The organism is Nonomuraea corallina (assembly GCF_027620315.1).
Lineage (GTDB): Bacteria > Actinomycetota > Actinomycetes > Streptosporangiales > Streptosporangiaceae > Nonomuraea > Nonomuraea corallina.
Window position 1 is genome coordinate 1 of record NZ_JAPNNL010000079.1, and the last position, 24,139, is coordinate 24,139.

Annotated in this window: 21 protein-coding genes; 4 read left to right on the forward strand and 17 right to left on the reverse strand. The window is 71.3% G+C overall.

Annotation, left to right across the window (positions count from 1 at the left end; genetic code table 11):
• Nucleotides 1-781: 781 nt before the first annotated feature.
• The 6 genes from ruvX to OUY22_RS19960 form a co-directional block, all read right to left on the reverse strand.
• Entirely contained in the window at nucleotides 782-1,252 is a 471-nt protein-coding gene (gene ruvX / locus OUY22_RS19935) for a Holliday junction resolvase RuvX (RefSeq protein WP_270156550.1), read from the reverse strand.
• Nucleotide 1,253: 1 nt separating this feature from the next.
• Complete coding sequence (gene alaS / locus OUY22_RS19940) at nucleotides 1,254-3,926, reverse strand: alanine--tRNA ligase (protein WP_270156551.1); 2,673 nt, start codon at nucleotides 3,924-3,926, stop codon at nucleotides 1,254-1,256.
• Nucleotides 3,927-3,943: 17 nt separating this feature from the next.
• A complete protein-coding gene (locus tag OUY22_RS19945) occupies nucleotides 3,944-4,174 on the reverse strand; it encodes a hypothetical protein (protein WP_270156552.1) in 231 nt (76 codons plus the stop codon).
• Nucleotides 4,171-4,545: a DUF948 domain-containing protein gene (locus tag OUY22_RS19950; protein ID WP_270156553.1), complete on the reverse strand. Its 375-nt coding sequence runs from the start codon at nucleotides 4,543-4,545 to the stop codon at nucleotides 4,171-4,173. The genes OUY22_RS19945 and OUY22_RS19950 overlap by 4 nt, the downstream gene beginning before the upstream one ends.
• Nucleotides 4,546-4,806: 261 nt before the next feature.
• Nucleotides 4,807-5,550 carry a hypothetical protein gene (locus OUY22_RS19955; protein ID WP_270156554.1) on the reverse strand — a complete coding sequence of 248 codons (744 nt, stop codon included), beginning with the start codon at nucleotides 5,548-5,550 and terminating at the stop codon, nucleotides 4,807-4,809.
• Nucleotides 5,547-6,854 (reverse strand): replication-associated recombination protein A, encoded by a 1,308-nt coding sequence (locus OUY22_RS19960; RefSeq protein ID WP_270156555.1) that lies wholly within the window; start codon nucleotides 6,852-6,854, stop codon nucleotides 5,547-5,549. Before OUY22_RS19960 ends, OUY22_RS19955 begins: the two co-directional genes overlap by 4 nt.
• A 288-nt stretch (nucleotides 6,855-7,142) precedes the next feature.
• On the opposite strand from OUY22_RS19960, the gene OUY22_RS19965 reads away from it, so the two are divergent.
• Nucleotides 7,143-8,033 (forward strand): peptidylprolyl isomerase, encoded by an 891-nt coding sequence (locus tag OUY22_RS19965; RefSeq protein ID WP_270156556.1) that lies wholly within the window; start codon nucleotides 7,143-7,145, stop codon nucleotides 8,031-8,033.
• A 77-nt stretch (nucleotides 8,034-8,110) separates the two neighbouring features.
• Here OUY22_RS19965 and aspS read toward each other — a convergent pair whose 3' ends face one another.
• The 3 genes from aspS to OUY22_RS19980 are packed head-to-tail and all read right to left on the reverse strand — an operon-like array spanning nucleotide 8,111 to nucleotide 11,798.
• On the reverse strand, nucleotides 8,111-9,847 hold the full coding sequence (gene aspS, locus OUY22_RS19970; RefSeq protein ID WP_270156557.1) for an aspartate--tRNA ligase: 1,737 nt from the start codon (nucleotides 9,845-9,847) through the stop codon (nucleotides 8,111-8,113).
• Complete coding sequence (hisS, locus tag OUY22_RS19975; protein WP_270156558.1) at nucleotides 9,844-11,103, reverse strand: histidine--tRNA ligase; 1,260 nt, start codon at nucleotides 11,101-11,103, stop codon at nucleotides 9,844-9,846. The genes aspS and hisS overlap by 4 nt, the downstream gene beginning before the upstream one ends.
• Nucleotides 11,103-11,798 carry an MBL fold metallo-hydrolase gene (locus tag OUY22_RS19980; protein ID WP_270156559.1) on the reverse strand — a complete coding sequence of 232 codons (696 nt, stop codon included), beginning with the start codon at nucleotides 11,796-11,798 and terminating at the stop codon, nucleotides 11,103-11,105. Before OUY22_RS19980 ends, hisS begins: the two co-directional genes overlap by 1 nt.
• A gap of 139 nt (nucleotides 11,799-11,937) precedes the next feature.
• Here OUY22_RS19980 and OUY22_RS19985 point away from each other — a divergent pair, with 139 nt between their 5' ends.
• The 3 genes from OUY22_RS19985 to OUY22_RS19995 all read left to right on the forward strand — a co-directional run bounded on the left by OUY22_RS19985 (nucleotide 11,938) and on the right by OUY22_RS19995 (nucleotide 15,326).
• Complete coding sequence (locus OUY22_RS19985; RefSeq protein ID WP_270156560.1) at nucleotides 11,938-12,804, forward strand: peptidylprolyl isomerase; 867 nt, start codon at nucleotides 11,938-11,940, stop codon at nucleotides 12,802-12,804.
• A 61-nt stretch (nucleotides 12,805-12,865) separates the two neighbouring features.
• Complete coding sequence (locus OUY22_RS19990; RefSeq protein WP_270156561.1) at nucleotides 12,866-14,095, forward strand: DUF349 domain-containing protein; 1,230 nt, start codon at nucleotides 12,866-12,868, stop codon at nucleotides 14,093-14,095.
• A gap of 139 nt (nucleotides 14,096-14,234) precedes the next feature.
• Entirely contained in the window at nucleotides 14,235-15,326 is a 1,092-nt protein-coding gene (locus tag OUY22_RS19995; protein WP_270156562.1) for a cupin domain-containing protein, read from the forward strand.
• A gap of 10 nt (nucleotides 15,327-15,336) precedes the next feature.
• Here OUY22_RS19995 and OUY22_RS20000 read toward each other — a convergent pair whose 3' ends face one another.
• The 8 genes from OUY22_RS20000 to ruvC all read right to left on the reverse strand — a co-directional run bounded on the left by OUY22_RS20000 (nucleotide 15,337) and on the right by ruvC (nucleotide 24,124).
• Nucleotides 15,337-17,520 carry a RelA/SpoT family protein gene (locus OUY22_RS20000; RefSeq protein WP_270156563.1) on the reverse strand — a complete coding sequence of 728 codons (2,184 nt, stop codon included), beginning with the start codon at nucleotides 17,518-17,520 and terminating at the stop codon, nucleotides 15,337-15,339.
• A 186-nt stretch (nucleotides 17,521-17,706) separates the two neighbouring features.
• Entirely contained in the window at nucleotides 17,707-18,225 is a 519-nt protein-coding gene (locus OUY22_RS20005; protein ID WP_270156564.1) for an adenine phosphoribosyltransferase, read from the reverse strand.
• A 190-nt stretch (nucleotides 18,226-18,415) separates the two neighbouring features.
• Nucleotides 18,416-19,405 (reverse strand): protein translocase subunit SecF, encoded by a 990-nt coding sequence (secF, locus tag OUY22_RS20010; RefSeq protein WP_270156565.1) that lies wholly within the window; start codon nucleotides 19,403-19,405, stop codon nucleotides 18,416-18,418.
• A gap of 1 nt (nucleotide 19,406) precedes the next feature.
• Nucleotides 19,407-21,197, reverse strand: coding sequence for a protein translocase subunit SecD (gene secD / locus OUY22_RS20015; RefSeq protein WP_270156566.1), 1,791 nt, complete (start codon nucleotides 21,195-21,197; stop codon nucleotides 19,407-19,409).
• Nucleotides 21,198-21,232: 35 nt separating this feature from the next.
• Nucleotides 21,233-21,580 (reverse strand): preprotein translocase subunit YajC, encoded by a 348-nt coding sequence (gene yajC, locus OUY22_RS20020; RefSeq protein ID WP_270156567.1) that lies wholly within the window; start codon nucleotides 21,578-21,580, stop codon nucleotides 21,233-21,235.
• A gap of 220 nt (nucleotides 21,581-21,800) precedes the next feature.
• Nucleotides 21,801-22,832 carry a Holliday junction branch migration DNA helicase RuvB gene (gene ruvB / locus OUY22_RS20025; RefSeq protein WP_270156568.1) on the reverse strand — a complete coding sequence of 344 codons (1,032 nt, stop codon included), beginning with the start codon at nucleotides 22,830-22,832 and terminating at the stop codon, nucleotides 21,801-21,803.
• A gap of 144 nt (nucleotides 22,833-22,976) precedes the next feature.
• Nucleotides 22,977-23,597, reverse strand: a complete 621-nt coding sequence (gene ruvA / locus OUY22_RS20030; RefSeq protein ID WP_270156570.1) for a Holliday junction branch migration protein RuvA — start codon at nucleotides 23,595-23,597, stop codon at nucleotides 22,977-22,979.
• Nucleotides 23,594-24,124 carry a crossover junction endodeoxyribonuclease RuvC gene (ruvC, locus tag OUY22_RS20035; protein WP_270156571.1) on the reverse strand — a complete coding sequence of 177 codons (531 nt, stop codon included), beginning with the start codon at nucleotides 24,122-24,124 and terminating at the stop codon, nucleotides 23,594-23,596. Before ruvC ends, ruvA begins: the two co-directional genes overlap by 4 nt.
• Between the last annotated feature and the right edge of the window lie 15 nt (nucleotides 24,125-24,139).

Genomic DNA, 24,139 nt, shown 5'->3' on the forward strand with positions numbered 1-24,139 from the left:
CGTTCATGCGTGGGCTGGCCAATCTCCCGGTCCTGCAAGCCCTGCGCCGAGGGGGAGCGCCTGGCGGTGGGGGGTCACCGAGCGGATGAGGGGGATACGCCGGTCACACCGTGACGACCGGCCAAGGTCACTGTGGGTAGCCATGCTAGAGGATGGAAAGAGCGTGTGTGTCCCGGCTCGGTAGCGTCGCCTGAGGAGTCCGGCGTTCTCCTGAGCTGGGGTGAGCGGCCCGGTGAGCATCAGTTCGTCCCGAGTTTCTCGTTCAGCTCTTTCCGGTATCTCACGAACTCGCTCTCTTTGTCGGTGAATTTGGTGATTCTATGCACCTGGGGCGGGCCACCAAACCTGCCTCCCCCTCGTCGCGCCGCCCGTCCGCCGCCTGGCGGGCGAGCACACGGGTCACGGAACGTCACGGGCACACGACGGTACGGGGCCTCCGTCCCGATGTGCAGGCGCCCGACCACTTTAGCGATCTTCGACGGCGAAGATATCGTCCCGGGCGATACGACCGCGTCCCCTCCGTGGCATGCCGCGTCCCCGGCGGGACCCGTCCTGAGGCCGTGCCGGGCCCGGTGTGAACCGGACATGACCGGCGTCTGCCTCTGCCGGCGGACCTCCCGCGACAGCTCTCGCGACGAGATCAGCCGTGACGGGGCCAGCCGGGACGAGGTCGGCCCTGACGGCGGCCTGCGGGCAGGCCGGGGCGCGGCGGCGCGGCGGCCGGAGGGCGCGCCGAGCGGCGGGTGGGTGAGGGTGGTGAGTGGGGGTGGCCGACGGCCCGTCATGAGGCGGGGTCGCCGGGCGGGATCACGGGGTGACCCGGCGGCCGCTCCGTGGCCCGCTCGGAGTCGAGGGCGTCCTGCAGCAGCACCACCGCCGCCGCCTGGTCGATGACCCCGCGCTGCTTCCTGGCCCGCACGCCGCTGGCGCGCAGCCCCTGCTGGGCGGCGACCGTGGTCAGCCGCTCGTCGAAGAGCCGGACCGGCGTCGGGGCCAGCCGGCCCGCGAGCAGGCCGGCGAACTCACGGGCGAGGGCCGCGGCGGGCCCCTGGCGTCCGGACAGCGACGTGGGCAGCCCGACCACCACCTCGATCGCCTCGTACTCGGCGGCCAGGGCGGCGATGCGGTCGAGGTCGCCCTTGCCGCGCTTGACGGTCTCCACCGGCGTGGCGAGCATCCCCGAAGGGTCGCTGCGCGCCACGCCGATGCGTACGGACCCGACGTCGACGCCGAGCCGTGTGCCGAACCTCATGTCAGCCGAGTTGCTCCGTGATGGTCTGTTCGACGAGCCGCAGCGCGTCGCCGATCGCCTCGGGGCGGCTGCCACCGCCCTGCGCGACGTCGTCCTTGCCGCCACCGCCACCTCCAAGCGCCTTGGCGGCGACGCCGACCAGCCTTCCGGCCTTGAGCCCGCGCTCGCGTCCCGCCTCGTTGACCGCGGCGACCACCACGGGCCGGTCGGAGGGGACGCCGGCGACCACGATCACCGCCGGCCGATCGGATGGGAACCTGCCGCGTACATCCAGCGCGAGCTTACGCAGATCGTCCGCGATCGTGCCATCAGGCGCGCGGTGTGTCACGACGGATACTCCACGCAGGTCAGCCGCCTTGGCGGCGAGCTCGGCCGCCACCTGCAGCACCTGCGCCGAACGGAGCTTCTCCAGCTCCTTCTCCGCCGTGCGCAGCCGGGTGACGATGCCCTCGACGCGCTCGGGCAGCTCCTCGCGGCGCGCCTTGAGCTGCTCGGTGAGCTGGGAGACCAGCACGCTCTCACGCGCCAGGTAGCGGAAGGCGTCGATGCCGACCAGGGCCTCGACGCGGCGCACGCCCGCGCCCACCGACTGCTCGGCCAGCACCTTGACCAGGCCGAGCTGTCCGGAGCTGTGGACGTGGGTGCCGCCGCACAGCTCGCGGGAGTAGTCGCCGATCTCGACCACCCGGACCTCGTCGCCGTACTTCTCGCCGAACATGGCCAGCGCGCCCATCGCCCTGGCCTCGGCCTGCGAGGTGTAGAAGGCGTTGACCTTCAGGTCGTTGACGAGGACCGCGTTGACCTCGTCCTCGACGTCGCGCAGCACGCTCGCCGGGACCGCGCCCGTGGAGGTGAAGTCGAAGCGGAAGCGGCCGGGCGAGTTTTCGGAACCCGCCTGGGCGGCGGTCTCGCCGAGCGCGTTCTTGAAACCGCGGTGGACCATGTGGGTGGCGCTGTGGCTGCGCGAGATCGCGCGCCGCCGCTCCAGGTCGATCTCGGCGTGCGCCTCGTCGCCGGTCTTGAGCTCGCCGCTGCGGATCTTGCCGCGGTGCACGACGAGACCCGCGATCGGGGCCTGCACGTCGAGGATCTCGACCTCGGCGCCGCCGGTGCGGATGACGCCCTGGTCGGCGAGCTGGCCGCCGCCCTCGGCGTAGAACGGGGTGCGGCCGAGCACGACCTCCACGGTGGCGCCGGCGCCCGCCGCGGGGACCGGCGTGCCGTCCACGAGGATGCCGACGACGGTGGTGTCGGTCACGGTCTCGTCGTAGCCGAGGAACTCGACCTTGCCCGCCTGCTCCAGGAGCCGGCCGAAGACGGAGATGTCGGCGTTGCCGGTCTTCTTCGCCGCCGCGTCGGCCTTGGCGCGCTCGCGCTGCTCCTTCATGAGGCGGCGGAAGCCCTCCTCGTCGACCTTGAGGCCCTGCTCCGACGCCATCTCCAGGGTGAGGTCGATCGGGAAGCCGTAGGTGTCGTGGAGCTGGAAGGCCTGCTCGCCGGAGAGCGCGGAGCCCTTCTTGCGCTTGGTCTCCTCGACGGCCACGTCGAAGATCGCGGTGCCGGTGCGGAGCGTGCCCAGGAACGACGCCTCCTCGGCGTCGATCACCGCGTGGATCTGCGGCGCGTCGGCCTTGAGCTGGTCGTACTGCTCCCCCATGACGTTGATCGCCACGTCGGTGAGGGTGTGCATGAGCCGCTGGTCGCCGGAGCCGAGCAGCCGGAGGTTGCGGACCGTGCGGCGGATCAGGCGGCGCAGGACGTAGCCGCGGCCCTCGTTGCCCGGCATGACGCCGTCGGCCACGAGCATGGTGCCGGCCCGCACGTGGTCGGCGATGACGCGCAGGCTCACGTCGGTGCGCGCGTCGCGGCCGTAACCGGTGCCGGTGAGCTCGGCGGCCTTGTCGAGGATCTTGTAGGTGGTGTCGATCTCGTAGATGTTGTCGACGCCCTGCAGGATCGCCGCCATGCGCTCCAGGCCCATGCCGGTGTCGATGTTCTTGCTGGGCAGCTCGCCGACGATGTCGAAGTCGACCTTGGAGCGGACCTCGCCGAGCTGGTCCTGCATGAACACGAGGTTCCACACCTCGAGATAGCGGTCCTCGTCGGCGACCGGGCCGCCCTCGCGGCCGTACTCCGGGCCGCGGTCGTAGTAGATCTCCGAGCACGGGCCGCCGGGGCCGGGCACGCCCATGTGCCAGTAGTTGTCCTCCAGGCCGCGGCGCTGGATGCGGTCGGCGGGCAGGCCGACCTTGTCGTGCCAGATGGCGAACGCCTCGTCGTCGTCCTGGTAGACCGTCGCCCACAGCCGGTCCTCGGGGAAGCCGAAGCCGCCCTCGGACTCGGGCTTGGTGAGCAGCTCCCAGGCGTACGGGATCACCTCGGCCTTGAAGTAGTCGCCGATGGAGAAGTTGCCCAGCATCTGGAAGAACGTCGCGTGACGGGTCGTCTTGCCGACCTCGTCGATGTCGGGGGTCCGCACGCACTTCTGGGCGGTGGCCAGCCGTGACGCCGGAGGCTTGCGCTGCCCCAGGAAGTACGGCTTGAAAGGCACCATACCCGCGTTGACCAGGAGAAGCGTCGGGTCCTCAGCGATCAGGCTGGCCGAGGGCACTACTTTGTGCCCACGCTCCTCGAAGAAGCGCAGGAAGCGGCGCGCGATCTCTGCCGACTCCATGGTGGCCATCCTTTGCGTTAGTCGATGTGATCAGGTTTGTCGAGGCCGAAGCGGGCCCGCAACTCGATTTCGCGGCCGGCGGCCTCGCCGAGCGCGTCTGACGTAAAGTCTCTCACCTGTTCGAGCATGCCCGCGGCGTTGTGCACGGTCTTGCGGGCCACGTGGTGGGGGTGGAGCGCCTGCAGCTTGCGCATCACCCACATCGACAGGAACGCGCCGAGCGACAGGTAGAACAGCCGTCTGATCATCGCCGCCGCCCCGTCCTGCGCGGCCTGCGGGCCTCGATGGCCCGGCGCACGCCGTAGCCGAGCGACGAGACCTTGATCAGCGGGCCGGTGAACACGGTCTGGGTCACGGCGCTGAGCTTGGCCGCGTGACCGCTCACCTGCTTGACGTCCCTGGCGATGGACTCGACGGCGATGAGCTGCCGGTTGGTCTCGTTGACGGTGAGGCTCAGGTCGTCGAGCAGCGGCGTCAGGCGGGTGTTGAGCTCGGAGACCGCTTTCGTCGTCTCGGTGAGCAGCCTGGCGAGCTTGACGAGCACCATGACGAGAACGCTGACCAGGACCACCCAGCCCGTGGCCGCGATCAGCCCGGCGACCTCTCCAGCGGTAAGCATCCGCATCTCCCTCGTACGCTGGGCCGGAACGCCAAGACCCTATCGCGTCCTGCGGACGAGGTCGGCGAGCGCGGCGGCCGAGAGCGCCCGGCGGCCCGCCCCGGACCCGGCCCCGACCTCGGACGCGACCCCTCCCCCAGAACGTCGGCCGCGAACGGAACACCCGACCGCAGAGCCCGCCGCGGCGCGCCCGGCACGGCCCGGCAGAGCGTACGGCGGCGGTCAGGCGGGGCGCCCGGCGCGGGGACGGCGGTGGACCGGCTACGGGACGCGGGCGTAGGCGCGTGCCGGGGCGGCGCCCGAGGCGGCGTGGGGCCGGACGGCCGAGAAGAAGGCGCCCGCGGGCGGGAGGGCTTCGAGGCCGGTGAGGGACTCGACTACGGGGATGCCCGCTTCCAGGAGGATCTCCCTCGCCTCCCCGAGCGTGGGGGCGTCGGTGGCGACCAGGGCCGCGGCCTGCGACGCCAGCCGGCGGGCGGCCGCCCCGGTCAGGCCTTCGGCGGCCTGCGTCTGGAGCAGGACGGCGTGACCGCGAACGGCGAAGGGAGCCAGGGCGCCGACGTCGATCGCCGTCCATCTCGCCCCCGAGACCCTCACCACGACGGCGGGCAGCTCGATCGTACGGGCGAGCTCGGACGAGTTCCCCCCGCGCGTCACCGCGGCCCCGGCCGTTTCTGTCGCGTCGGCCCGGAGGAGGGCTGCGGCGGGGAGCTCCAGGCGGGTGCCGGGCATGTCCAGCGGGACGACGCCGCCCCGGAAGGGACCTCCGGCGGCGCGGTCGGAGGGGCCGCCCCGAGTGCCCTTGTGCGGCTCGGGGAAGACGCGCACGCCGGAGAGCCGGACCCCGTCGGTCATCAGCAGCCCGAGCGAGGCCACGAAGAGCGCGGCGATCTCGTCCTCGGTGACGTCCGGCGAGGGCACGTCCACGCGGAAGTCGTGGACGGTCAGATCACCGCCGTTGCCGAAGGTGACGGAGGCGTCGAACGCGGCGCGGTGATCGGTCATGACGGGGAGCCGCGCAGGAAGTCGCGGATGCGGGCCCAGCGTTCGGCGACGGGCGCCTCGGCGCCGTGGCGGGTCGGCTCGTAGTAGCGCCGGTCGCGGATCTGCTCGGGCGCGTAGTCCTGGCGGACGAGGCCGTGGTCGAAGTCGTGCGGGTACTTGTAGCTCTCGCCGTGGCCGAGCTTGGCGGCGCCGGGGTAGTGGGCGTCGCGCAGGTGACCGGGAACCTGGCCGATGAGGCCGCGCCGGACGTCGCCGACGGCCGCCCCGATAGCCTTGACCACGGCGTTGGACTTGGGCGCCAGCGCGCAGTGGATGACGGCGTGCGCGAGGTTGATCTGTCCTTCGGGCAGGCCGATGAGCTGCACCGCCTGGGCCGCGGCGACCGCGGTCTGCAGGCAGGTGGGGTCGGCCATGCCGACGTCCTCGGAGGCGAAGATGACGATGCGGCGGGCGATGAAGCGCGGGTCCTCGCCCGCCTCGATCATGCGGGCCAGGTAGTGGAGGGCGGCGTCGGCGTCGGAGCCGCGCATCGACTTGATGAACGCGCTGATCACGTCGTAGTGCTGGTCGCCCTGCCGGTCGTAGCGTACGGCGGCCTTGTCGACGGCCTTCTCCACCACCTCGATCGTGATGTCGTCGGCCAGCAGGGCGGCCGCCTCCAGATAGGTCAGCGACCTGCGGGCGTCGCCGCCGGCGAGCCGGACGAGCTGGTCGAGCGCCTCCGGGGCGAGCCTGGCGCGCCCGCCGAGCCCGCGCTCGTCGGACACCGCCCGCTCCAGCACCGCGCGGATGTCGTCGTCGCCGAGCGACTCCAGCGTGAGCAGCAGCGAGCGGGACAGCAGCGGCGAGATGACGGAGAAGAACGGGTTCTCGGTGGTGGCGCCGATGAAGGTGACCCAGCGGTTCTCGACGGCCGGCAGCAGCGCGTCCTGCTGGGCCTTGTTGAAGCGGTGCACCTCGTCGACGAACAGGACGGTCTGGCGGCCGGACATGCCCAGCTCGCGGCGGGCGGCGTCGATGGCGGCGCGGACGTCCTTGACCCCGGCGGAGACGGCGGAGATCTCCACGAAGCGGCGCTTGGTGACGTTGGACACGACGTAGGCCAGGGTGGTCTTGCCGGTGCCCGGCGGCCCCCACAGGAACAGCGACATCGGCGCCTCGCTCTCGACCAGCCGCCGCAGGGGCGTGCCGGGGCCGAGCAGGTGGCGCTGGCCGATCACCTCGTCGAGCGTGCGAGGGCGCATGCGCACGGCCAGGGGCTGCGGCGTCGCCTCCTCGGCCGCCGAATCGAACAGGCTCTCCACATCCGCGAGGTTACCGCTCCCCCGCCGCTCCCGCGTCCGGGTCCCGCCGGCCGCCGCGGGGCCGGAGGGCGTAAGCTACGGCGACCGTCACGGCGAGGGCGTCGGCACGACCGCGAGACGCGCCACAGGGCTCCGGGTCCCTCTGCGACCGCGTGTCCCGTGACGGTGTGGTTCCCGCCCATTCAGCCCCAGGAGTGGGATCTCGCCACTTACGTACAGCACATTCCAGGGCCGGTAGCATTCGCGGAGTTGTTTGGTCATGTGTAGGCAAAGATGGAGGACATACCGGTGAGCGGCGACGACGACGACCGCCAGAGTGAATTGGCGCGTCAGCACAAGGAGCGGCAGCAGCAGCGCGCCGCCGAGCAGTCGTCCAAGGCGAGGCGCAACACCTTCATCGGCGCGGGCGTGGCCGTCGCTGTGGTGGCCGGTGGCATCTTCGCCGTGACGACGCTGGTCGACGACAACCCGTCCAGCACGCCGGCGGCCGCGGAGGCTTCCGCCACCGCCACCCCGACGGAGGAGCCGGTCACGGCGCTGCCGACGCCCACCCAGACGGGCCCGGTGACCTGCGAGTACAAGCGCGAGACGGCGGACGTGCCGATGAAGTTCGTGGGCCTGCCGCCGAAGAAGCCCAACATGAAGCTGTCGAAGATGACGGTCACCACCAACCACGGGAACATCGTCATCGAGGTCGACCCCAAGCTGACGCCCTGCTCGGTGAACTCGATGGCGTTCCTGGCCAAGAAGGGCTTCTACGAGAAGACCAAGTGTCACCGGCTGGTGACGCCCGAGGTGTCGGGGCTCTTCCTGCTGCAGTGCGGCGACCCGAAGGCCAAGGCCGACGGCAAGAACCCGACCGACGGCCTCGGCACGGCCGGGTACGTGTTCCGCGACGAGGCCGTGGGCGTGGTCCCGTACGGCAGGGGCGTGGTGTTCCTGACGCAGCCGCTGGACGCGGCGGGGCAGAACAGCAGCCAGTTCGCCATCTCGCTGTCGGACGAGAACGCCCAGATCGACCCGCAGTACTCGGTGCTCGGCATGGTGACCTCCGGCCTGGAGATCATCGAGAAGGTGGCCGAGGACGGCGTGCTCGTGCACGAGGAGGACATCACCGGCGACGGCGGCTCCACGGCCCCCAAGACGCCGATCATCATCGAGAAGGTCAGGCTCTCGTAAGAGGGACGGCCGGACAGCGAACGGCAGGCGCCGGGTGGGCGCCTGCCGTTCGGCGTCTCAGGCCGTCTCAGGCCGTCTCATGCCTCGGTCCTGGGCCGGGCGTCGACGCCCGCCTCCTTGCGCTGGCCGGCCGTGATGGGCGTGGGCGCGCCGGTGAGCGGGTCGAAGCCGGAGGCCGTCTTCGGGAACGCGATCACGTCGCGGATCGAGTCACCGGAGGACAGCAGCATGCAGATGCGGTCCCAGCCGTAGGCGATGCCGCCGTGCGGCGGCGGGCCGTACTTGAACGCCTCCAGCAGGAAGCCGAACTTGCTCTCGGCCTCCTCCTTGGAGATGCCGAGCACGTCGAAGACACGCTGCTGCATCTCGGCGCGGTGGATGCGGATCGAGCCGCCGCCGATCTCCATGCCGTTGCAGACCATGTCGTAGGCGTAGGCGAGCGCCTCTCCCGGATGGTCCTGGAAGCTGTCGGCCCACTCCGGCTTGGGGCCGGTGAACGGGTGGTGGACCGCGGTCCAGCCGCCCTCACCGTCCCGCTCGAACATGGGCGCGTCCACGACCCACAGGAACGACCACTGCGACTCGTCGATGAGCCCGCAGCGGCGGCCGATCTCCAGGCGGGCGGCGCCCAGCAGGTCACGGGCGGCGTCGCGGGCACCGGCGGCGAAGAAGACGGCGTCGCCGGGGGCCGCGCCGACCTTGCCGGCCAGGCCGGACAGCTCCTGCTCGGACAGGTTCTTGGCGACCGGGCCGCCGAGCGTGCCGTCCTCCTGAACCAGGACGTAGGCCAGGCCCTTGGCGCCTCGGCTGCGCGCCCACTCCTGCCAGCCGTCGAGCTCCTTGCGCGTCTGGGAGCCGCCGCCCGGCATGACGACCGCGCCGACGTACTCGGCCTGGAAGACGCGGAAGGAGGTGCCGGAGAAGTAGTCGGTCATGTCGACGAGCTCCTGGCCGAAGCGCAGGTCGGGCTTGTCGGAGCCGAAGCGGGCCATCGCGTCGGCGTAGGTCATGCGGGGCAGCGGCATGGGGATCTCGTAGCCCAGGATCTCCCGCCAGAGCCGGCCGACGAGCTTCTCGCCGACGGCGATGACGTCCTCCTGGTCGACGAAGGACATCTCGATGTCGATCTGGGTGAACTCCGGCTGCCGGTCGGCCCGCAGGTCCTCGTCGCGGTAGCACTTGGCCAGCTGGTAGTAGCGCTCCAGGCCGGCCACCTGGAGCAGCTGCTTGAACAGCTGCGGCGACTGGGGCAGGGCGTACCAGCTGCCCGGCTGGAGGCGGACCGGCACCAGGAAGTCACGGGCGCCCTCGGGCGTGGAGCGCGTCAGCGTCGGCGTCTCGACGTAGACGAAGCCGAGCTCGTTCATCACCTCGTTGGCGAGGTAGGTCGCCTTGGAGCGCACCCGCATCGCCTCGGCCACCTGCTGGCGGCGGATGTCGAGGTAGCGGTACTTCAGCCGGGCCTCCTCCGAGACGCCCACGCCGCCCTCGATGGGGAACGGCAGCGGCGCCGACTCGCTGAGCACCTCGACGGCGTCGGCGACCACCTCGATCTCCCCGGTGGGCAGGTCGGGGTTCTCGTTGCCCTCGGGGCGCACGCGGACCTGGCCGACCACCTTCACGCAGTACTCGGCGCGCAGGTCGTGGGCGTGGTCCTCCTCGCGGAACACCACCTGCGCCGAGCCGGAGGCGTCGCGCAGGTCGATGAAGACGACCCCGCCGTGGTCACGGCGGCGGGCCACCCATCCTGCGAGCGTCACCTGCTGCCCGGCGTGCTCCTTGCGGAGCGACCCGGCCGTATGCGTGCGGATCACTGCACTTTCCCCTTCAAGACTTCCACGACCCGGGCCAGCGGCACCTCGGTCTGCTCAGCGGTGGTCAGGTCTTTCACTTGCACGGCTTGCGCCGCCAGGTCACGCTCGCCCAGGATCAGCGCGTAGCGGGCTCCGGAGCGGCCGGCGCCCTTCATCGCCCCCTTGAGCCCCTTGCCGCCGAAGGCCATGTCGGCGCTGACGCCGGCCTCGCGCAGCTCGGCCACGAGCAGGAACATCCGGCGGCGGGCGTCGTCACCCAGCGCGACACCGTACACCTGGACGCGGCCGGGCGCGGCATCGCCGAGCAGCCCTTCGGACTCCATGGCCAGGAAGGTGCGGTCGACGCCGAGCGCCCAGCCGACGCTGGGCAGCGGCGGGCCGCCGAGCATCTCGCTGAGACCGTCGTAGCGGCCGCCGCCGCCGATCGCCGACTGCGAGCCGAGCCCGCCGTGGGTGAACTCGAACGTGGTGCGGGTGTAGTAGTCCAGCCCGCGCACCAGCCTGGGGTCGTCCTCGAACGCGACGCCGGCGGCCGTGAGCAGGGCGCGGACCTCCTCGTGGTAGGCCTTGCAGGCGGCGCACAGGTGGTCGGCGACCAGCGGCGCGCCGCCGAGCCGGGCCTGCACCTCGGGGCGCTTGTCGTCGAGCACCCGCAGCGGGTTGATCTCGACGCGGGCCCGCGTCTCGTCGTCGAGGTCGAGCCCGCGCAGGAACTCCTGCAGCGCCGCCCGGTAGGCGGGGCGGCAGTTGCCGTCGCCGAGCGAGTTGAGCAGGAGCGTGACGTTCCGCAGCCCGAGCGAGGAGAAGCCGCGGGCGGCGAGGACGATCAGCTCGGCGTCGAGCGCCGGGTCCTCGGCGCCCAGCGCCTCCGCCCCCACCTGCCAGAAGTGGCGGTAGCGGCCCCGCTGGGCGCGCTCGTAGCGGAACTGGCTGCCCGAGTACCACAGCTTCACCGGCAGCTGGCCGGTGTGCAGGCCGTGCTGGAGCACGGCGCGCACCACGGACGCCGTGCCCTCGGGGCGCAGCGTCAGCGAGCGGCCCGCCTTGTCGGGGAAGGTGTACATCTCCTTGGTGACGATGTCGGTCGACTCGCCCACGCCCCTGGCGAACAACTGGGTGTCTTCGAAGACCGGCGTCTCGACGTAGCCGTAGCCCGCGCGCCGCACCGGGGCGACGAGCGCCTCCCGGACGGCGAGAACCTGCTCGGAGCGGGGCGGCAGCCAGTCGAAGGTGCCTTTGGGTGCTTGGAAGGTCATCAGATTCCTCGTGTGGGACCGGCGTGCGGCGCGGCCTCCTTGAGATAAGGATTGGTGGCGCGCTCGTGGCCGATCGTGGTCTGTGGTCCGTGGCCCGGCAGGACGACCGTATCGTCAGGCAGCGGCAGACACTTGGCAGCCAGGCTGCGCAGGATCGTCGGATAGTCGCCGCCCGGCAGGTCGGTGCGGCCGATGGAGCCGGCGAACAGCAGGTCACCCGCGAACAGGACGTCGCGCGGCGCGTCGCCGCCCGCGGGCCCCCGGAAGGTCACCGACCCCCTGGTATGGCCGGGGGTGTGGTCGACGACCAGCTCCAGGCCCGCGAGCTGGAGCGTGGCGCCGTCGGACAGCTCGCGCACGTCGTCGGGCTCGCTGAGGGTGAGGCCGCCGAAGAGCGAGGCGCTCGTGGCGGAGAAGCCCGCGCCCGGGTCGCTCAGCAGGTGCCGGTCGTCGGGGTGGATCCAGGCCGGGACGTCGCGCGCGCCGCACACGGGGGCGACCGACCAGACGTGGTCGAGGTGGCCGTGGGTGAGCAGGACGGCGACGGGCTTGAGGCGGTGTTCGCGCAGCAGCTCGTCGACCCCCTCGACAGCGTCCTGACCAGGGTCTATGATCACGCACTCCTCGCCTTCGGCGGGCGCGATGACGTAACAATTGGTCTGGAAGGCCCCTGCGGGGAAGCCGGCGATGAGCATCTGCCTCAGCTGATCTCGTCAAAAAAGCCAATGGGAATGTAACCGAAGGGTACCGGTGCGGGTCGCCGGGCTGCGAATCATCGGTCGTTGGCCGATACGATTCGCCCACCTCAGTTGATTGACTACGGGAGGCAAAGCGGTGTCCACGGGCAAGGACCGCCAGAAGCAGCTGGCACGCGAGCACTACGAGCGCCAACAGCAGCGCCGGATCGAGCGCGAGCAGCGCAACAAGCGCTGGGCGATCATCGGATCCACCGTGGGCGTCGTCGTGGTGGTCGGCGGCATCGTTGCGGCGGTCGCCCTGCTCGGCGGCGGCGACGAGCCCACCGAGGCGGCCGCCACGCCGTCACCGCAGGCGAGCACCTCCACCGCGGCGGCCCCGCAGGCCAAGCCGTACGACGCGAAGACCGGCACCTGCGGTTACGTGCCCGACACCGGCGGCGGCCAGGTCAAGGACGTCGGCATGCCCCCGGCGGAGGTGAAGCCGGAGCCGGCCAAGAAGACCATGACGATGAAGACCGGCCTCGGTGACATCGTCGTCGAGCTCGACAACGCCAAGGCGCCCTGCACGGTCAACTCGCTGCAGTTCCTGGCGGAGAAGGGCTACTACGACGGCAGCAAGTGCCACCGGCTCGGCAACGACAAGTTCCCGATGCTGCAGTGCGGCGACCCGACCGCCAAGGCCGACGGCAAGAGCCAGACCGACGGCTCGGGGGGGCCCGGCTACGTGCTGGTGGAGGAGAACCTCGAGGGCGCCACGTACAAGCGGGGCGTGATGGCGATGGCCAAGACGCAGGCGCCGGGCAGCACGGGCAGCCAGTTCTTCCTGGTGTACGGCGATATCCAGCTCGACCCGCTTTACACGCCGGTGGGTACGATCACGAAGGGGCTCGACATCCTGGACAAGGTCAACAAGGCGGGTGTCATTGCCGGCTCGGCCGACGGCACCGGAGCGCCGAAGGAAACCGTCGAAATCAAAGACGTGACAATCGATGGCAAGAGCTGACGTAATACAAGCTAGGGACGAACAGTCCCGAAGGGTCTGATGGAAAGTGCGGGAGGACACGGTGAGCACCGACCCGTGGGGCCGGGTAGACGACGACGGCACCGTCTACGTGCGAACGGCTGAGGGAGAGCGGGCCGTCGGGTCCTGGCAGGCCGGTGAGCCCGAAGAGGCGCTGGCCTACTTCCATCGCAAGTACGACGAACTGGCGGGCCAGGTCCAGTTGCTGGAGCAGCGCGTACGCGGCACCGACCTGGCCCCGGCGCAGGCCGAGGCCGGCATCGCCAAGCTGCGCGAGGCCGTGGCCGACGCGCACGCCATCGGCGACCTCGGCGCGCTCACGGCCCGCCTCGACGGGCTGACCGAGCTCGTCGGGCAGCGCCGCGAGGAGCTGAAGGCGGCCCGCGAGGTCGCCCGCGCCGAGGCCAAGGCCGTCAAGGAGCGGATCGTCGCCGAGGCGGAGCGCATCGCCGAGGAGACCACCCACTGGAAGTCCGGCGGCGAGCGGCTGCGCCAGCTCGTCGAGGAGTGGAAGGCCGCCGACCGGATCGACAGGGTGACGGAGGCGCAGCTGTGGAAGCGGCTGTCGACCGCCCGCACGGCCTTCGCCAAGCGCCGCAAGGCCTACTTCGCCACGCTCGACGAGCAGCGTGAGGGCGTGCGCTCCACCAAGGAGGCCATCGTCGCCGAGGCCGAGTCCATCGCGGACTCGACCGACTGGGGGCCGACCGCGGCCGTCTACCGTGACCTGATGCAGCGCTGGAAGAGCGCCGGCCGGGCCTCGCGGGAGGTCGAGGACGAGCTGTGGGGGCGCTTCAAGGCCGCCCAGGACCAGTTCTTCCAGGCCCGCTCCGCGGTGTTCGCCGAGCGCGACGCCTCGCTGGCCGCCAACGCGCAGGTGAAGGAGGAGCTGCTGATCGAGGCCGAGAAGCTGCTCCCGGTCACCGACGTGCGCGCCGCGCGGGGTCAGCTGCGCCACCTGCTGGAGCGCTGGGAGGCCGCGGGCCCGGTGCCCCGCGAGCACCGCGACCGTCTCGAAGGCGGGCTGCGCAAGGTGGACGAGGCCATCCGCAAGGCGGAGGACGCCGAGTGGAAGCGCTCCAACCCCGAGGCCCGCGCCCGCGCCCAGAGCACCGTCGACCAGCTCCGCACCTCCATCGAGCAGTTGGAGAAGCGCCTGGCCAAGGCTCAGACGGCCGGCCGCGCCAAGGACGTCAAGGAGGCGGAGGAGGCGATCGCCGCCCGCCGGGCCTGGCTGGAGGAGGCCGAGCGCACGCTCGCCGAGTTCAGCTGACCACGAGGCCCCGCCTGTCAGGCGGGCCGACCCCGCGCCCGTCCCCCGCTGACGGCGGGCGCGGTCCTGCCGGCACCCGTTCCCCGTCGACGGCCGCCCCTGTCGATCATGGCGGGCGTGGTTGGCTATCGTGGCGGCCATGGATCCCGTGAACGAGGCCCGTACCCTCGTCGGCGAGCTGTTCCCCGAGGCGTGGGCCGCCCTGCTCGGCGGCAGTGTCGTCACCGGCCGCCGGACGCCCACCTCCGACCTCGACATCCTGGTCGTCGTGGAAGGGCTCGCGGAGCCGTACCGGGAGTCCCTGCGGCGGCACGACTGGCCGGTCGACCTGCTCGCGCACAGCCGGACCAGCCTCGGCGTCTGGGTGGAGCGGGACTTCGCCAGGCGGCAGCCGGTGCTGGCCCGGTTCTGCGCCGAGGGCATCGTGCTGGTCGACCGGAGCGCGGGGCGGCTGGAGCGGCTCCGCGAGGAGCTGAGGGCCCGCCTGGAGAGCGGCCCCGGCGCGCCCTCTCAGGCCGCCCTCGACAGGGCTCGGTACGTGCTCTCCGATGCGCTGGACGACCTGCGCGGCGCGACGGACCCGGGTGAGCTGGCGTTCATCGAGTGGAACGTGGTCCAGGAGACCGCCCGGCTGGCGCTGTCACTGGGCGGACGGTGGCAGGGCGGCGGCAAATGGCTGCTGCGCGAGCTGCGCGCGCACGACCCCGAGCTGGCCGAGGCGCTGCTGCGGGCGCGGCAGGCCCCCGGCGAGCTGGCCGAGGTGGCCGGGCGGGTGCTGGAACGGGCCGGGGGACGCCTGTGGGAGGGATACCGGGTGGCCGGCGACGTCTTCCACCGCCCGCTGCGGCACCTCACCCCCGCCGAGCTGTCGGAGGCGACGGCGCAGAGCGCGGGGATGCGGCGCCTGGCGGCGATCAGCGACGCGGCCACCGGCTCCCGGCGGCTGTGGATGGGGCAGACGCACGTGCCGCCCGCGACCCGCTCCGCCGACCACCATCACGGCGACTCCGAGACCGCGATCTACGTGGTGAGCGGGCATCCGGTGTTCGTGTTCCTGGACGGCGGCGAGGAGCGGCGGATCGAGACCGGGCCCGGCGACTACGTGTTCGTGCCGCCGTTCGTCCCGCACCGCGAGGAGAACCCCGACCCGGACACCGAGGCGGTCGTGGTCATCGCCCGCAGCACGCAGGAGGCGATCGTGGTCGATCAGCCGGACCTGCGCATGCGGTGACACGACCCCGTCAGCCGCTGACCCGGTAGACGTCGTAGACGCCCTGGATGCCCCGCACGGCCTTCAGGACGTGGCCCAGGTGCTTGGGGTCGCCCATCTCGAAGGTGAACTTGCTGACGGCCACCCGGTCCCTGGAGGTCGTCACCGAGGCGCTGAGGATGTTGACGTGCTGGTCGGACAGGGTGCGGGTGACGTCGGACAGCAGCCTGGGCCGGTCGAGCGCCTCCACCTGGATGGCCACCAGGAACACGCTGTCGTCGCTCGGCGACCAGCTGACCTCCACCAGCCGGTCGGGCTGCGACCTGAGCTGCTGGATGTTGGTGCAGTCGGCCCGGTGGACCGACACGCCGTGGCCCCGGGTGACGAAGCCGACGATCTCGTCGCCGGGCACGGGGGTGCAGCACTTCGACAGGCGCACCCACACGTCGGCGTCGCCCGCGACCACCACGCCGGCGCCTCCGCCGCCCCTGGGACGGCCGCGCAGCCGGGTCGGGAGCGACGTCTCGGCGATGTCCTCCTCGGCGCTCTCCACGCCGCCGATGGACGCCACGAGCTTCTGCACGACCGTCTGCGCGGCGACATGGCCCTCCCCGACGGCCGCGTACAGCGCCGACACGTCGGGGTAGCGCAGGTCGCGGGCCAGCGCCAGCAGCGCCTCGCCGGACATCAGCCGCTGCAGCGGCAGGCCCTGCTTGCGCATCGCCCGGCCGATGGCCTCCTTGCCCGCCTCGATCGCGGTCTCGCGGCGCTCCTTGGAGAACCACTGCCGGATCTTGTTGCGGGCACGGCCCGACTTGACGAACTTCAGCCAGTCGCGCGACGGGCCGGCGTCGGGCGACTTGGAGGTGAAGATCTCGACCGTGTCGCCGTTGCCCAGCCGCGACTCCAGCGGCACGAGCCGGCCGTTGACCCGCGCGCCGATGCAGCGGTGACCCACCTCGGTGTGGACCGCGTAGGCGAAGTCGACGGGGGTGCCGCCCTCGGGCAGGGCGATGACCTGGCCCTTCGGGGTGAACACGTAGACCTCGGACACCGACAGGTCGAACCGGAGCGACTCCAGGAACTCGCCCGGGTCGGAGGTCTCCTTCTGCCAGTCGAGGAGCTGGCGCAGCCAGGCCATGTCGCTGCCTGGCTTGACCTTGCCGACCGGGCCGGGCCCGCCGACCTCCTCCTTGTACTTCCAGTGCGCGGCCACGCCGTACTCGGCCCTGTGGTGCATGGCGTGGGTGCGGATCTGCAGCTCCACCGGCTTGCCCTCGGGACCGATCACCGTGGTGTGCAGCGACTGGTACATGTTGAACTTGGGCATCGCGATGTAGTCCTTGAACCGGCCGGGCACCGGGTTCCAGCGCGCGTGGATCGTTCCGAGCGCCGCGTAGCAGTCGCGTACGGTGTCGACGAGGACCCGGATGCCCACCAGGTCGTAGATGTCGTCGAAGGCCACGTCGCGGGCGATCATCTTCTGGTAGACCGAGTAGTAGTGCTTCGGCCGGCCCTTGACCACGGCCCTGATGCGGGCCTCCCGCAGGTCGCCGGAGACCTTCTCGATGACCTCCTGCAGGAACAGGTCGCGGCGCGGCGCCCGCTCCGACACCATGCGCGCGATCTCGTCGTAGCGCTTGGGGTAGAGCATCGCGAAGGCGAGGTCCTCCAGCTCCCACTTGATCGTGTTCATGCCCAGGCGGTGGGCCAGCGGGGCGAAGATCTCCAGCGTCTCGCGCGACTTCTGGTGACGTTTGTGCTCCGGCAGGTAGCGCATGGTGCGCATGTTGTGGAGCCGGTCGGCCAGCTTGATGATCAGCACGCGGATGTCGCGGGACATGGCCACGACCATCTTGCGCACGGTCTCGGCCTGCGCCGCGTCGCCGAACTTCACCTTGTCGAGCTTGGTGACGCCGTCGACCAGCGAGGCGATCGTGTCGCCGAAGTCGGCGCGCAGCTCGTCGAGGCCGTAGGCGGTGTCCTCGACCGTGTCGTGCAGCAGGGCGGCGCAGAGGGTCTCGTCATCGGTGCCGAGTTCGGCCAGGATCGTCGCCACGGCCAGCGGATGGGTGATGTAGGGGTCACCGCTCTTGCGCTTCTGGTCGCGGTGATGGTGAGCCGCCATGTCGTAGGCGCGCTCGATCAGGCGCAGGTCAGCCTTGGGGTGGGTGGCGCGTACGGTGCGGAAGAGCGGCTCCAGAACCGGATTCATGGCCCCACCCCCAAACCGCCGCCGGCGCGCCGCGGGCGCGGCCGGGGCAGCCTCGCCTTGGGCGGCGGCGCCACCCGCGTCCGTTACGTCGGGCACGACCACATCACGGGGCACTCAGACTCCTCACGTTCGAGTCCAGATCCCCAGTGTATCCAGGCGACGCACCTGGATCGTCTCGGGTCCTCCTCAGACGATCACGAGGGAGCGGATCTCCACTCCCGGCAGGCGCTCGCGCCCCTTCAGGAAGGCGAGCTCCATGAGCACGGCCACGCCGGCTACCTCGGCCCCCGCCCTGCGCACCAGCTCCACCGCCGCCGCCGCCGTGCCGCCCGTGGCCAGCACGTCGTCGACGATGAGCACCCGGTCACCTGGAGAGAACGCGTCGTCGTGCACCTCGATGGTCGCCGAACCGTACTCCAGATCGTAGGACTCTTCGAGCACCGCGGCAGGCAGTTTGCCCTTCTTTCGGACAGGTACGAAGCCCGCACCCTCCCGATATGCCACCGGGGCGGCCACGATGAAGCCGCGCGCCTCGATGCCCACGACCTTGTCGGCCTCGAACCCGTCGGCCAGTCCGTCCACCACGGCGTGGAAGGCGGTGTGGTCGGCGAGCAGCGGGGTGATGTCCTTGAACACCACGCCGGGCTTGGGGTAGTCGGGCACGTCCCGGATGCGCTCCAGGATCGTGGTCTCAAGCTGGCTCATGCCGTACTCCTCGGGAGATGTGTCAACGAGGCCGGGGTCGGTGACGCGGAGGGGGCGGACCGGCGGTCCGCTTCCGCCGGGCTCCATGATGGCGCATCCCGTACGGCCCCACACCCCGCCCTGCGGCGTCCCGGGCCCGCGCCCACGGCTGCGCCCCCGCCCGGACCGGACGGGGGCGCGGAGGCGGAGCTCAGCCCTTGGCCGCGGCCGTGCGCTTGGCGCCGCCCTTGCCGCCGCCGGTGGAGGCGAGCCTCCTGGCGATGGCCTGGTACTTCGGCTCCCGCTCCTTCAGCGTCACCAGCATCGGGGTGGCCACGCAGATCGAGGAGTAGGTGCCGACGATCATGCCGACGAACAGGGCCAGCGCGAGGTCCTTCAGCGTGCCCGCGCCGAGCACGGTGGTGCCGATGAACAGGATCGCCGCCACCGGCAGGATCGCCACCAGCGACGTGTTCAGCGACCGGATCAGCGTGTGGTTGAGCGCGTCGTTGGCGGCCATCGAGTAGGTCTGCTTCGACGTGGCGCCCAGCTTGGCCGTGACTTCCTTGATCATGTCGAACACCACGACCGCGTCGTAGAGCGAGTAACCGAGGATGGTCAGGAAGCCCAGCAACGTCGCCGGCGTGACCTCGAACCCGGACCAGGCGTAGACGCCGGCCGTGATGACCAGGTCGTGGAGGAGGGCGACGATCGCGGCGAGCGCCATCTTCGGCTCGAACGCCATCGACAGGTACAAGATGATCGCCACCATGAAGGCGACCAGGCCCCACAGGGCCTTGGTGGACACCTCACCGCCCCAGGACGCGCCGATCGACTGCACGTTGACCTGGTCGACCGGAGTGCCGAACTCCTTGGAGATCGAGTCCTGCATCTGCAGGCTCTGGCGCTCGGCGAGCGTCTCGGTGGTCACGCGGTAGCGGTCGCCGGCCGTCTGCACGATCGGCTGGTGGATGCCCTGCTCCAGGAACGTCTCCCGCACCTCCTGCACGCTGACCGTCGTCTGCGGCTTGAAGGAGAAGACCGAGCCGCCCTTGAACTCGACGCCCAGGTTGAGCCCGTTGATGAGCAGGCCGGCGAAGGAGATGACCAGCAGCACGGCGGACAGGCTGTACCACAGCCGCCACTTGCCGACGAAGTCGACGTCGATCTCGCCCCGGTAGAGGCGACGCCCCAGTCCCATCTCAGGCCTCCTGCGGGGTGGTCTTGCGGCGGGTGCCGCTGGTGTCGACGGCGCTCATGCGCTCGGCGTCCAGGCCGGACAGCGGATGACCCTTGGCGAAGAACTTCAGCCTCGCCAGCAGCGCGATGAGGGGCTTGGTGAACATGAAGACCACCACGATGTCGATCAGCGTGGTGAGGCCCATCGCGAAGGCGAAGCCCGCGACGCCGCCCACGGACAGCAGGTAGAGGACGATCGCGGCGATGAACATGACGGCGTCGGCGATCAGGATCGTCCGCCGGGCGCGCACCCAGGCCACCTCGACGGCGGCGCGGAGCGTCCGCCTGCCTTCCTTCATCTCGTCGCGGATGCGTTCGAAGTACACGATGAAGGAGTCGGCGGTGATGCCGATCGAGACCACCAGGCCGATGATGTGCGGCAGGGACAGCCGGAAGCCGGCGTTGTGGCCCAGCACGACGACGGCGGTGTAGGTGAGGATCGAGGCGACCACGAGGCTCAGCACGGCCACGATGCCCAGGCCGCGGTAGTAGAGCAGGCAGTAGACGACCACGAGGATCAGGCCGATGAGGCCGGAGATGAGACCGCCCTCGAGCTGGTCCTGGCCGAGCGTCGAGGACACCGTGTCGATGGAGCTGCGCTCGAACTTCAGCGGCAGCGCGCCGTACTTGAGCTGCTCGGCGAGTTCGTTGGCGCTCTGCTGGTCGAAGCCGCCGGTGATCTCGGCGCGGCCGCCGGGGATCGGGCTGATGATGTTGGGGGCGGTGATGACCACGCCGTCGAGGACCACCGCGACCTTGTTGCGCGGTTCCTGCGAGTTGTAGGCGGTGGAGGTGAGCTTGCTCCACTCCTGGGCGCCGGCGCTCTTGAAGTCGAGCTGGACCACCCATTCGGTGCTGCCCTGCTGGACGCCCGCGGTGGCGGTGTCGATGTCGGTGCCGACGACCTTGGCGACGTCGAGGATGTACTTGAAGCTGCCGTCGGACTCACACGCGGCGTACTGCTTGCCGGGGTCGTCCTGCACGCCCTGGCCGCGGTTCTTCGGATCGGTGCAGTCGAGCGCGGTGTACTGCTTGAGCACCGCCGGGTCGATGCCCTCGGCGTCGATCTGCGCGTTGGGGTTCTGGGCGTCGGGGCCTGGTGAGGGCTCGCCGGTCGCGGACGGCGACGGTGTCGCCTTCTTGTCCTGCGTCCCCCGGTCACCCTGCCTGGGCGTCTGCGAGGGTGACGGCTCCGGGTCGGTCAGCGCCGACGACAATCCCTTGCCGGTGGGCGAAACGGACGGCGACACCGACGACTGCGGCCCGGCCGACCGGCTCGGCGTGACCGACGGCGCCGACGAGGGGCCCGTCGACGCCGTCGGGGAGACACCGGGGCTGGGCGCCTCGGTGGCGAGCTGCTCCTGCGCGATCGGAGTCATCTCCATCGCGAGGACCTGCCGGAAGCGGAGTTCGGCAGTGGTCGCGACCAGCTCGATGGCCTCGCTCTGCCCGACGCCGGGGATGGAGATGATGATGTTGTCGCCGGACTTGGCGACTTCGGCGTCGGAGATGCCGGTGCCGTTGACCCGATCGCGGATGATGTTGACCGCGCGGTCGAGGATCTCCTCAGGCGGGGGGGCACCGTCCTGGGTAACCGGTGACAGGGTCACCGTCGTACCGCCGGCGAGGTCGAGTCCGAGCTTCGGCGTGTACGCCTGCTGCAAGAACATCGTCCCGCCCAGGGCGAGGATGAGCGCCAGGAGCAGCAGGAGCGTCCGCCCCGGCTTGCTGTGGCTGCTGGTCGGTCGGGCCACTGGTCGTCAGTTCTTTCGGATTAGGGGGTCTGAGGTCAGGACTTCTTGCTGGAGTCCTGGCCGCCGTTGCGATCCGCGGTCGTGTCGGTGTCGTCGGCCGTCTCGTCGACGACAGGCTCATCCGCGACGGGGTCGCCGGGCGTCACCACACGGCCGATGGCGGCCTTCACCCAGCGCGTCTCGATGTTGGGCGCGATCTCGAGGATAACGTCCTCATTGTCGACGGCGACCACGGTGCCGAAAAGACCCGTCGTCGTCATGACTCGGGTGCCGGGCGTCAACGAGTTCTGCATCTGAAGCGCCTCCTGCTGGCGCTTGCGCTGCGGGCGGATCAGCAGGAAGTAGAACACCACCACCAGAAGGATCAGCGGCGCGATGCTCATGAGTTGGTCCATCAGAGGGCGACCTTCCATCTTCGTACAGAGAGTTGACACCGGCGTTCCGCCGGAAATTCCGCGGTTGCGGGCCGCGCCCCTCAGCGCATCAGCCTACACAGCCAGCCAAGCCACGGAGTGTAGGCGCTTGTTGCGAAACGCGGCAACGAAGCAGCGTTTCGGCGCGCGGGGAAGTTCCCGATTCGCAATGGTTGCAACCGATCCGTGATCAGGTGAAGTGACCCGCGCCGAACGCGTCGGGCGGCGGTGTCATGCCCAGATGCGTCCAGGCCGCGGCGGTGGCGACGCGTCCGCGCGGAGTGCGCGCGATCAGGCCCTGACGCACCAGGAACGGCTCGGCCACGACCTCGACGGTCTCCGGCTCCTCCCCCACCGACACGGCCAGGGTCGACAGGCCCACGGGTCCGCCGCCGAACTTGCGCAGCAACGCCCCGAGCACCGCCCGGTCGAGCCGGTCGAGCCCTTCGCCGTCGACCTCGTACAGGTCGAGCGCGCTGGCGGCCACCTCGCGGTCGACAACGCCGCCCGCGCGCACGTCGGCGTAGTCGCGCACGCGGCGCAGCAGCCGGTTGGCGATGCGGGGGGTGCCGCGCGAGCGCCTGGCGATCTCGTTGCCGGCGTCGTCGGGCAGGTCGACCCCGAGCAGTGCCGCCGAACGGCGCAGCACCAGCTCCAGCTCGCCCGTCTCGTAGAAGTCCATGTGGGCGGTGAACCCGAACCGGTCGCGCAGCGGCGCCGGCAGCAGGCCCGCCCGGGTGGTGGCGCCGACGAGCGTGAACGGGGCGATGTCGAGCGGGATGGCGGTGGCGCCGGGGCCCTTGCCGACGACGATGTCGACCCGGAAGTCCTCCATCGCCATGTAGAGCATCTCCTCGGCGGGGCGGGCCATCCGGTGGATCTCGTCGATGAACAGCACCTCGCCGTCGGCCAGCGTCGACAGGATCGCCGCCAGGTCGCCGGCCCGCTCCAGCGCGGGGCCGGAGGTGATGCGCAGCGGCGCGCCCAGCTCCGCCGCGATGATCATGGCGAGCGTCGTCTTGCCGAGCCCGGGTGAACCGCTCATCAGCACGTGGTCGGGCGGCCGCTGCCGCCGCAGCGCGCTCTCCAGCACCAGCGACAACTGCTCGCGCACCCTCGCCTGGCCGATGAACTCCGCCAGCCGCTTGGGCCGCAGCGCCGCCTCGATCTGCCGCTCCTCGCCGTCGGCGTCGGCCGAGACCAGCTCCCGCTCAAAGCTCACGCCGCCACCTCCGCCCGCGAGCCTCCCACACCCCGCGGCCGTCACCGTGGCCGTCACCGCGGCCGGGCCGCCGCCCGGAGCGCTTCCCGGCCTCGGCGGGAGCCGGTCTCGGGTGGAGGCGGGCGGAACCGCCGGCGGGGCGGGTCATCGGACGCTCAGCGATCGGAGCGCGGCCTTCAGGAGGGCGGCGACCTGCGGAGGGCGGCCGGCGGCCAGGTCGGCCTCGGCCTGGGGCTCGACGGCGGCGACGGCCTCGTCGGCGTCCTTGCCGGAGTATCCCAGCCCGACGAGCCCGGAGTGGACCTGCTCCCGCCACACGGTGTCCCGGCGCGGGCCGTTGAGCGCGGCGTCGACCGCCTCGGGCGAGGCGCCGAGGCGGTCCTTCAGCTCCAGGACGATCCGCTGGGCGCCCTTCTGGCCGATGCCCGGCACCTGGGTGAGCGCCTTGAGGTCGGCGGAGGCCACGGCCACGCGCAGGGCCTGCGGGGAGTGGACGGCGAGCATGGCCAGGGCGAGCTTGGGACCCACGCCACTGGCCGTCTGGAGCATCTCGAAGACGGTCCGCTCGTCGTCGGTCGCGAACCCGTACAGCGTGAGCGACTCCTCGCGCACCACGAGCGAGGTGGACAGGCGCGCCTCCTGCCCCGTCCTGAGGGTGGCGAGGGTGCCGGGGGCGCAGTGGACGAGGACGCCGACGCCGCCGACCTCGACGACGGCCGCGTCGGGGGCGATGGCGGTCACCCGCCCGGTCACGGAGGCGATCACAACCGGGTGTCCTTCCGTCCGGCCCGGGCGACGGCGGCGGCCAGGCGGTGCTGGGCGCCGCCGCGCCACACGTGGCAGATGGCGAGCGCGAGCGCGTCGGCGGCGTCGGCCGGCCTGGGCATCTCGCTCAGCCGCAGCAGCCGGGTGACCATGGCGCCGATCTGCTTCTTGTCGGCGGTGCCGCTGCCGGTGATGGCGGCCTTGACCTCGGACGGCGTGTGGAGGGCGACCGGCAGGCCGCGGCGGGCCGCGCACAGCACGGCGATGCCGGCGGCCTGGGCGGTGCCCATGACGGTGCGGACGTTGTGCTGGCTGAAGACGCGCTCGACGGCGACGGCGTCGGGACGGACGTCGTCGAGCCACCGCTCGATGCCGGCCTCGATGCCGACGAGCCGGGTGCCCAGCTCGTCGTCGGCGGCGGTGCGCACCACCCCGACGGCCACCAGGCTGAGCGGCGCGCCCGGGCGCCCCTCGACGGCCCCCAGGCCGCACCGGGTCAGCCCCGGATCGACGCCCATCACCCGCACCGACCTGCCTCCCCG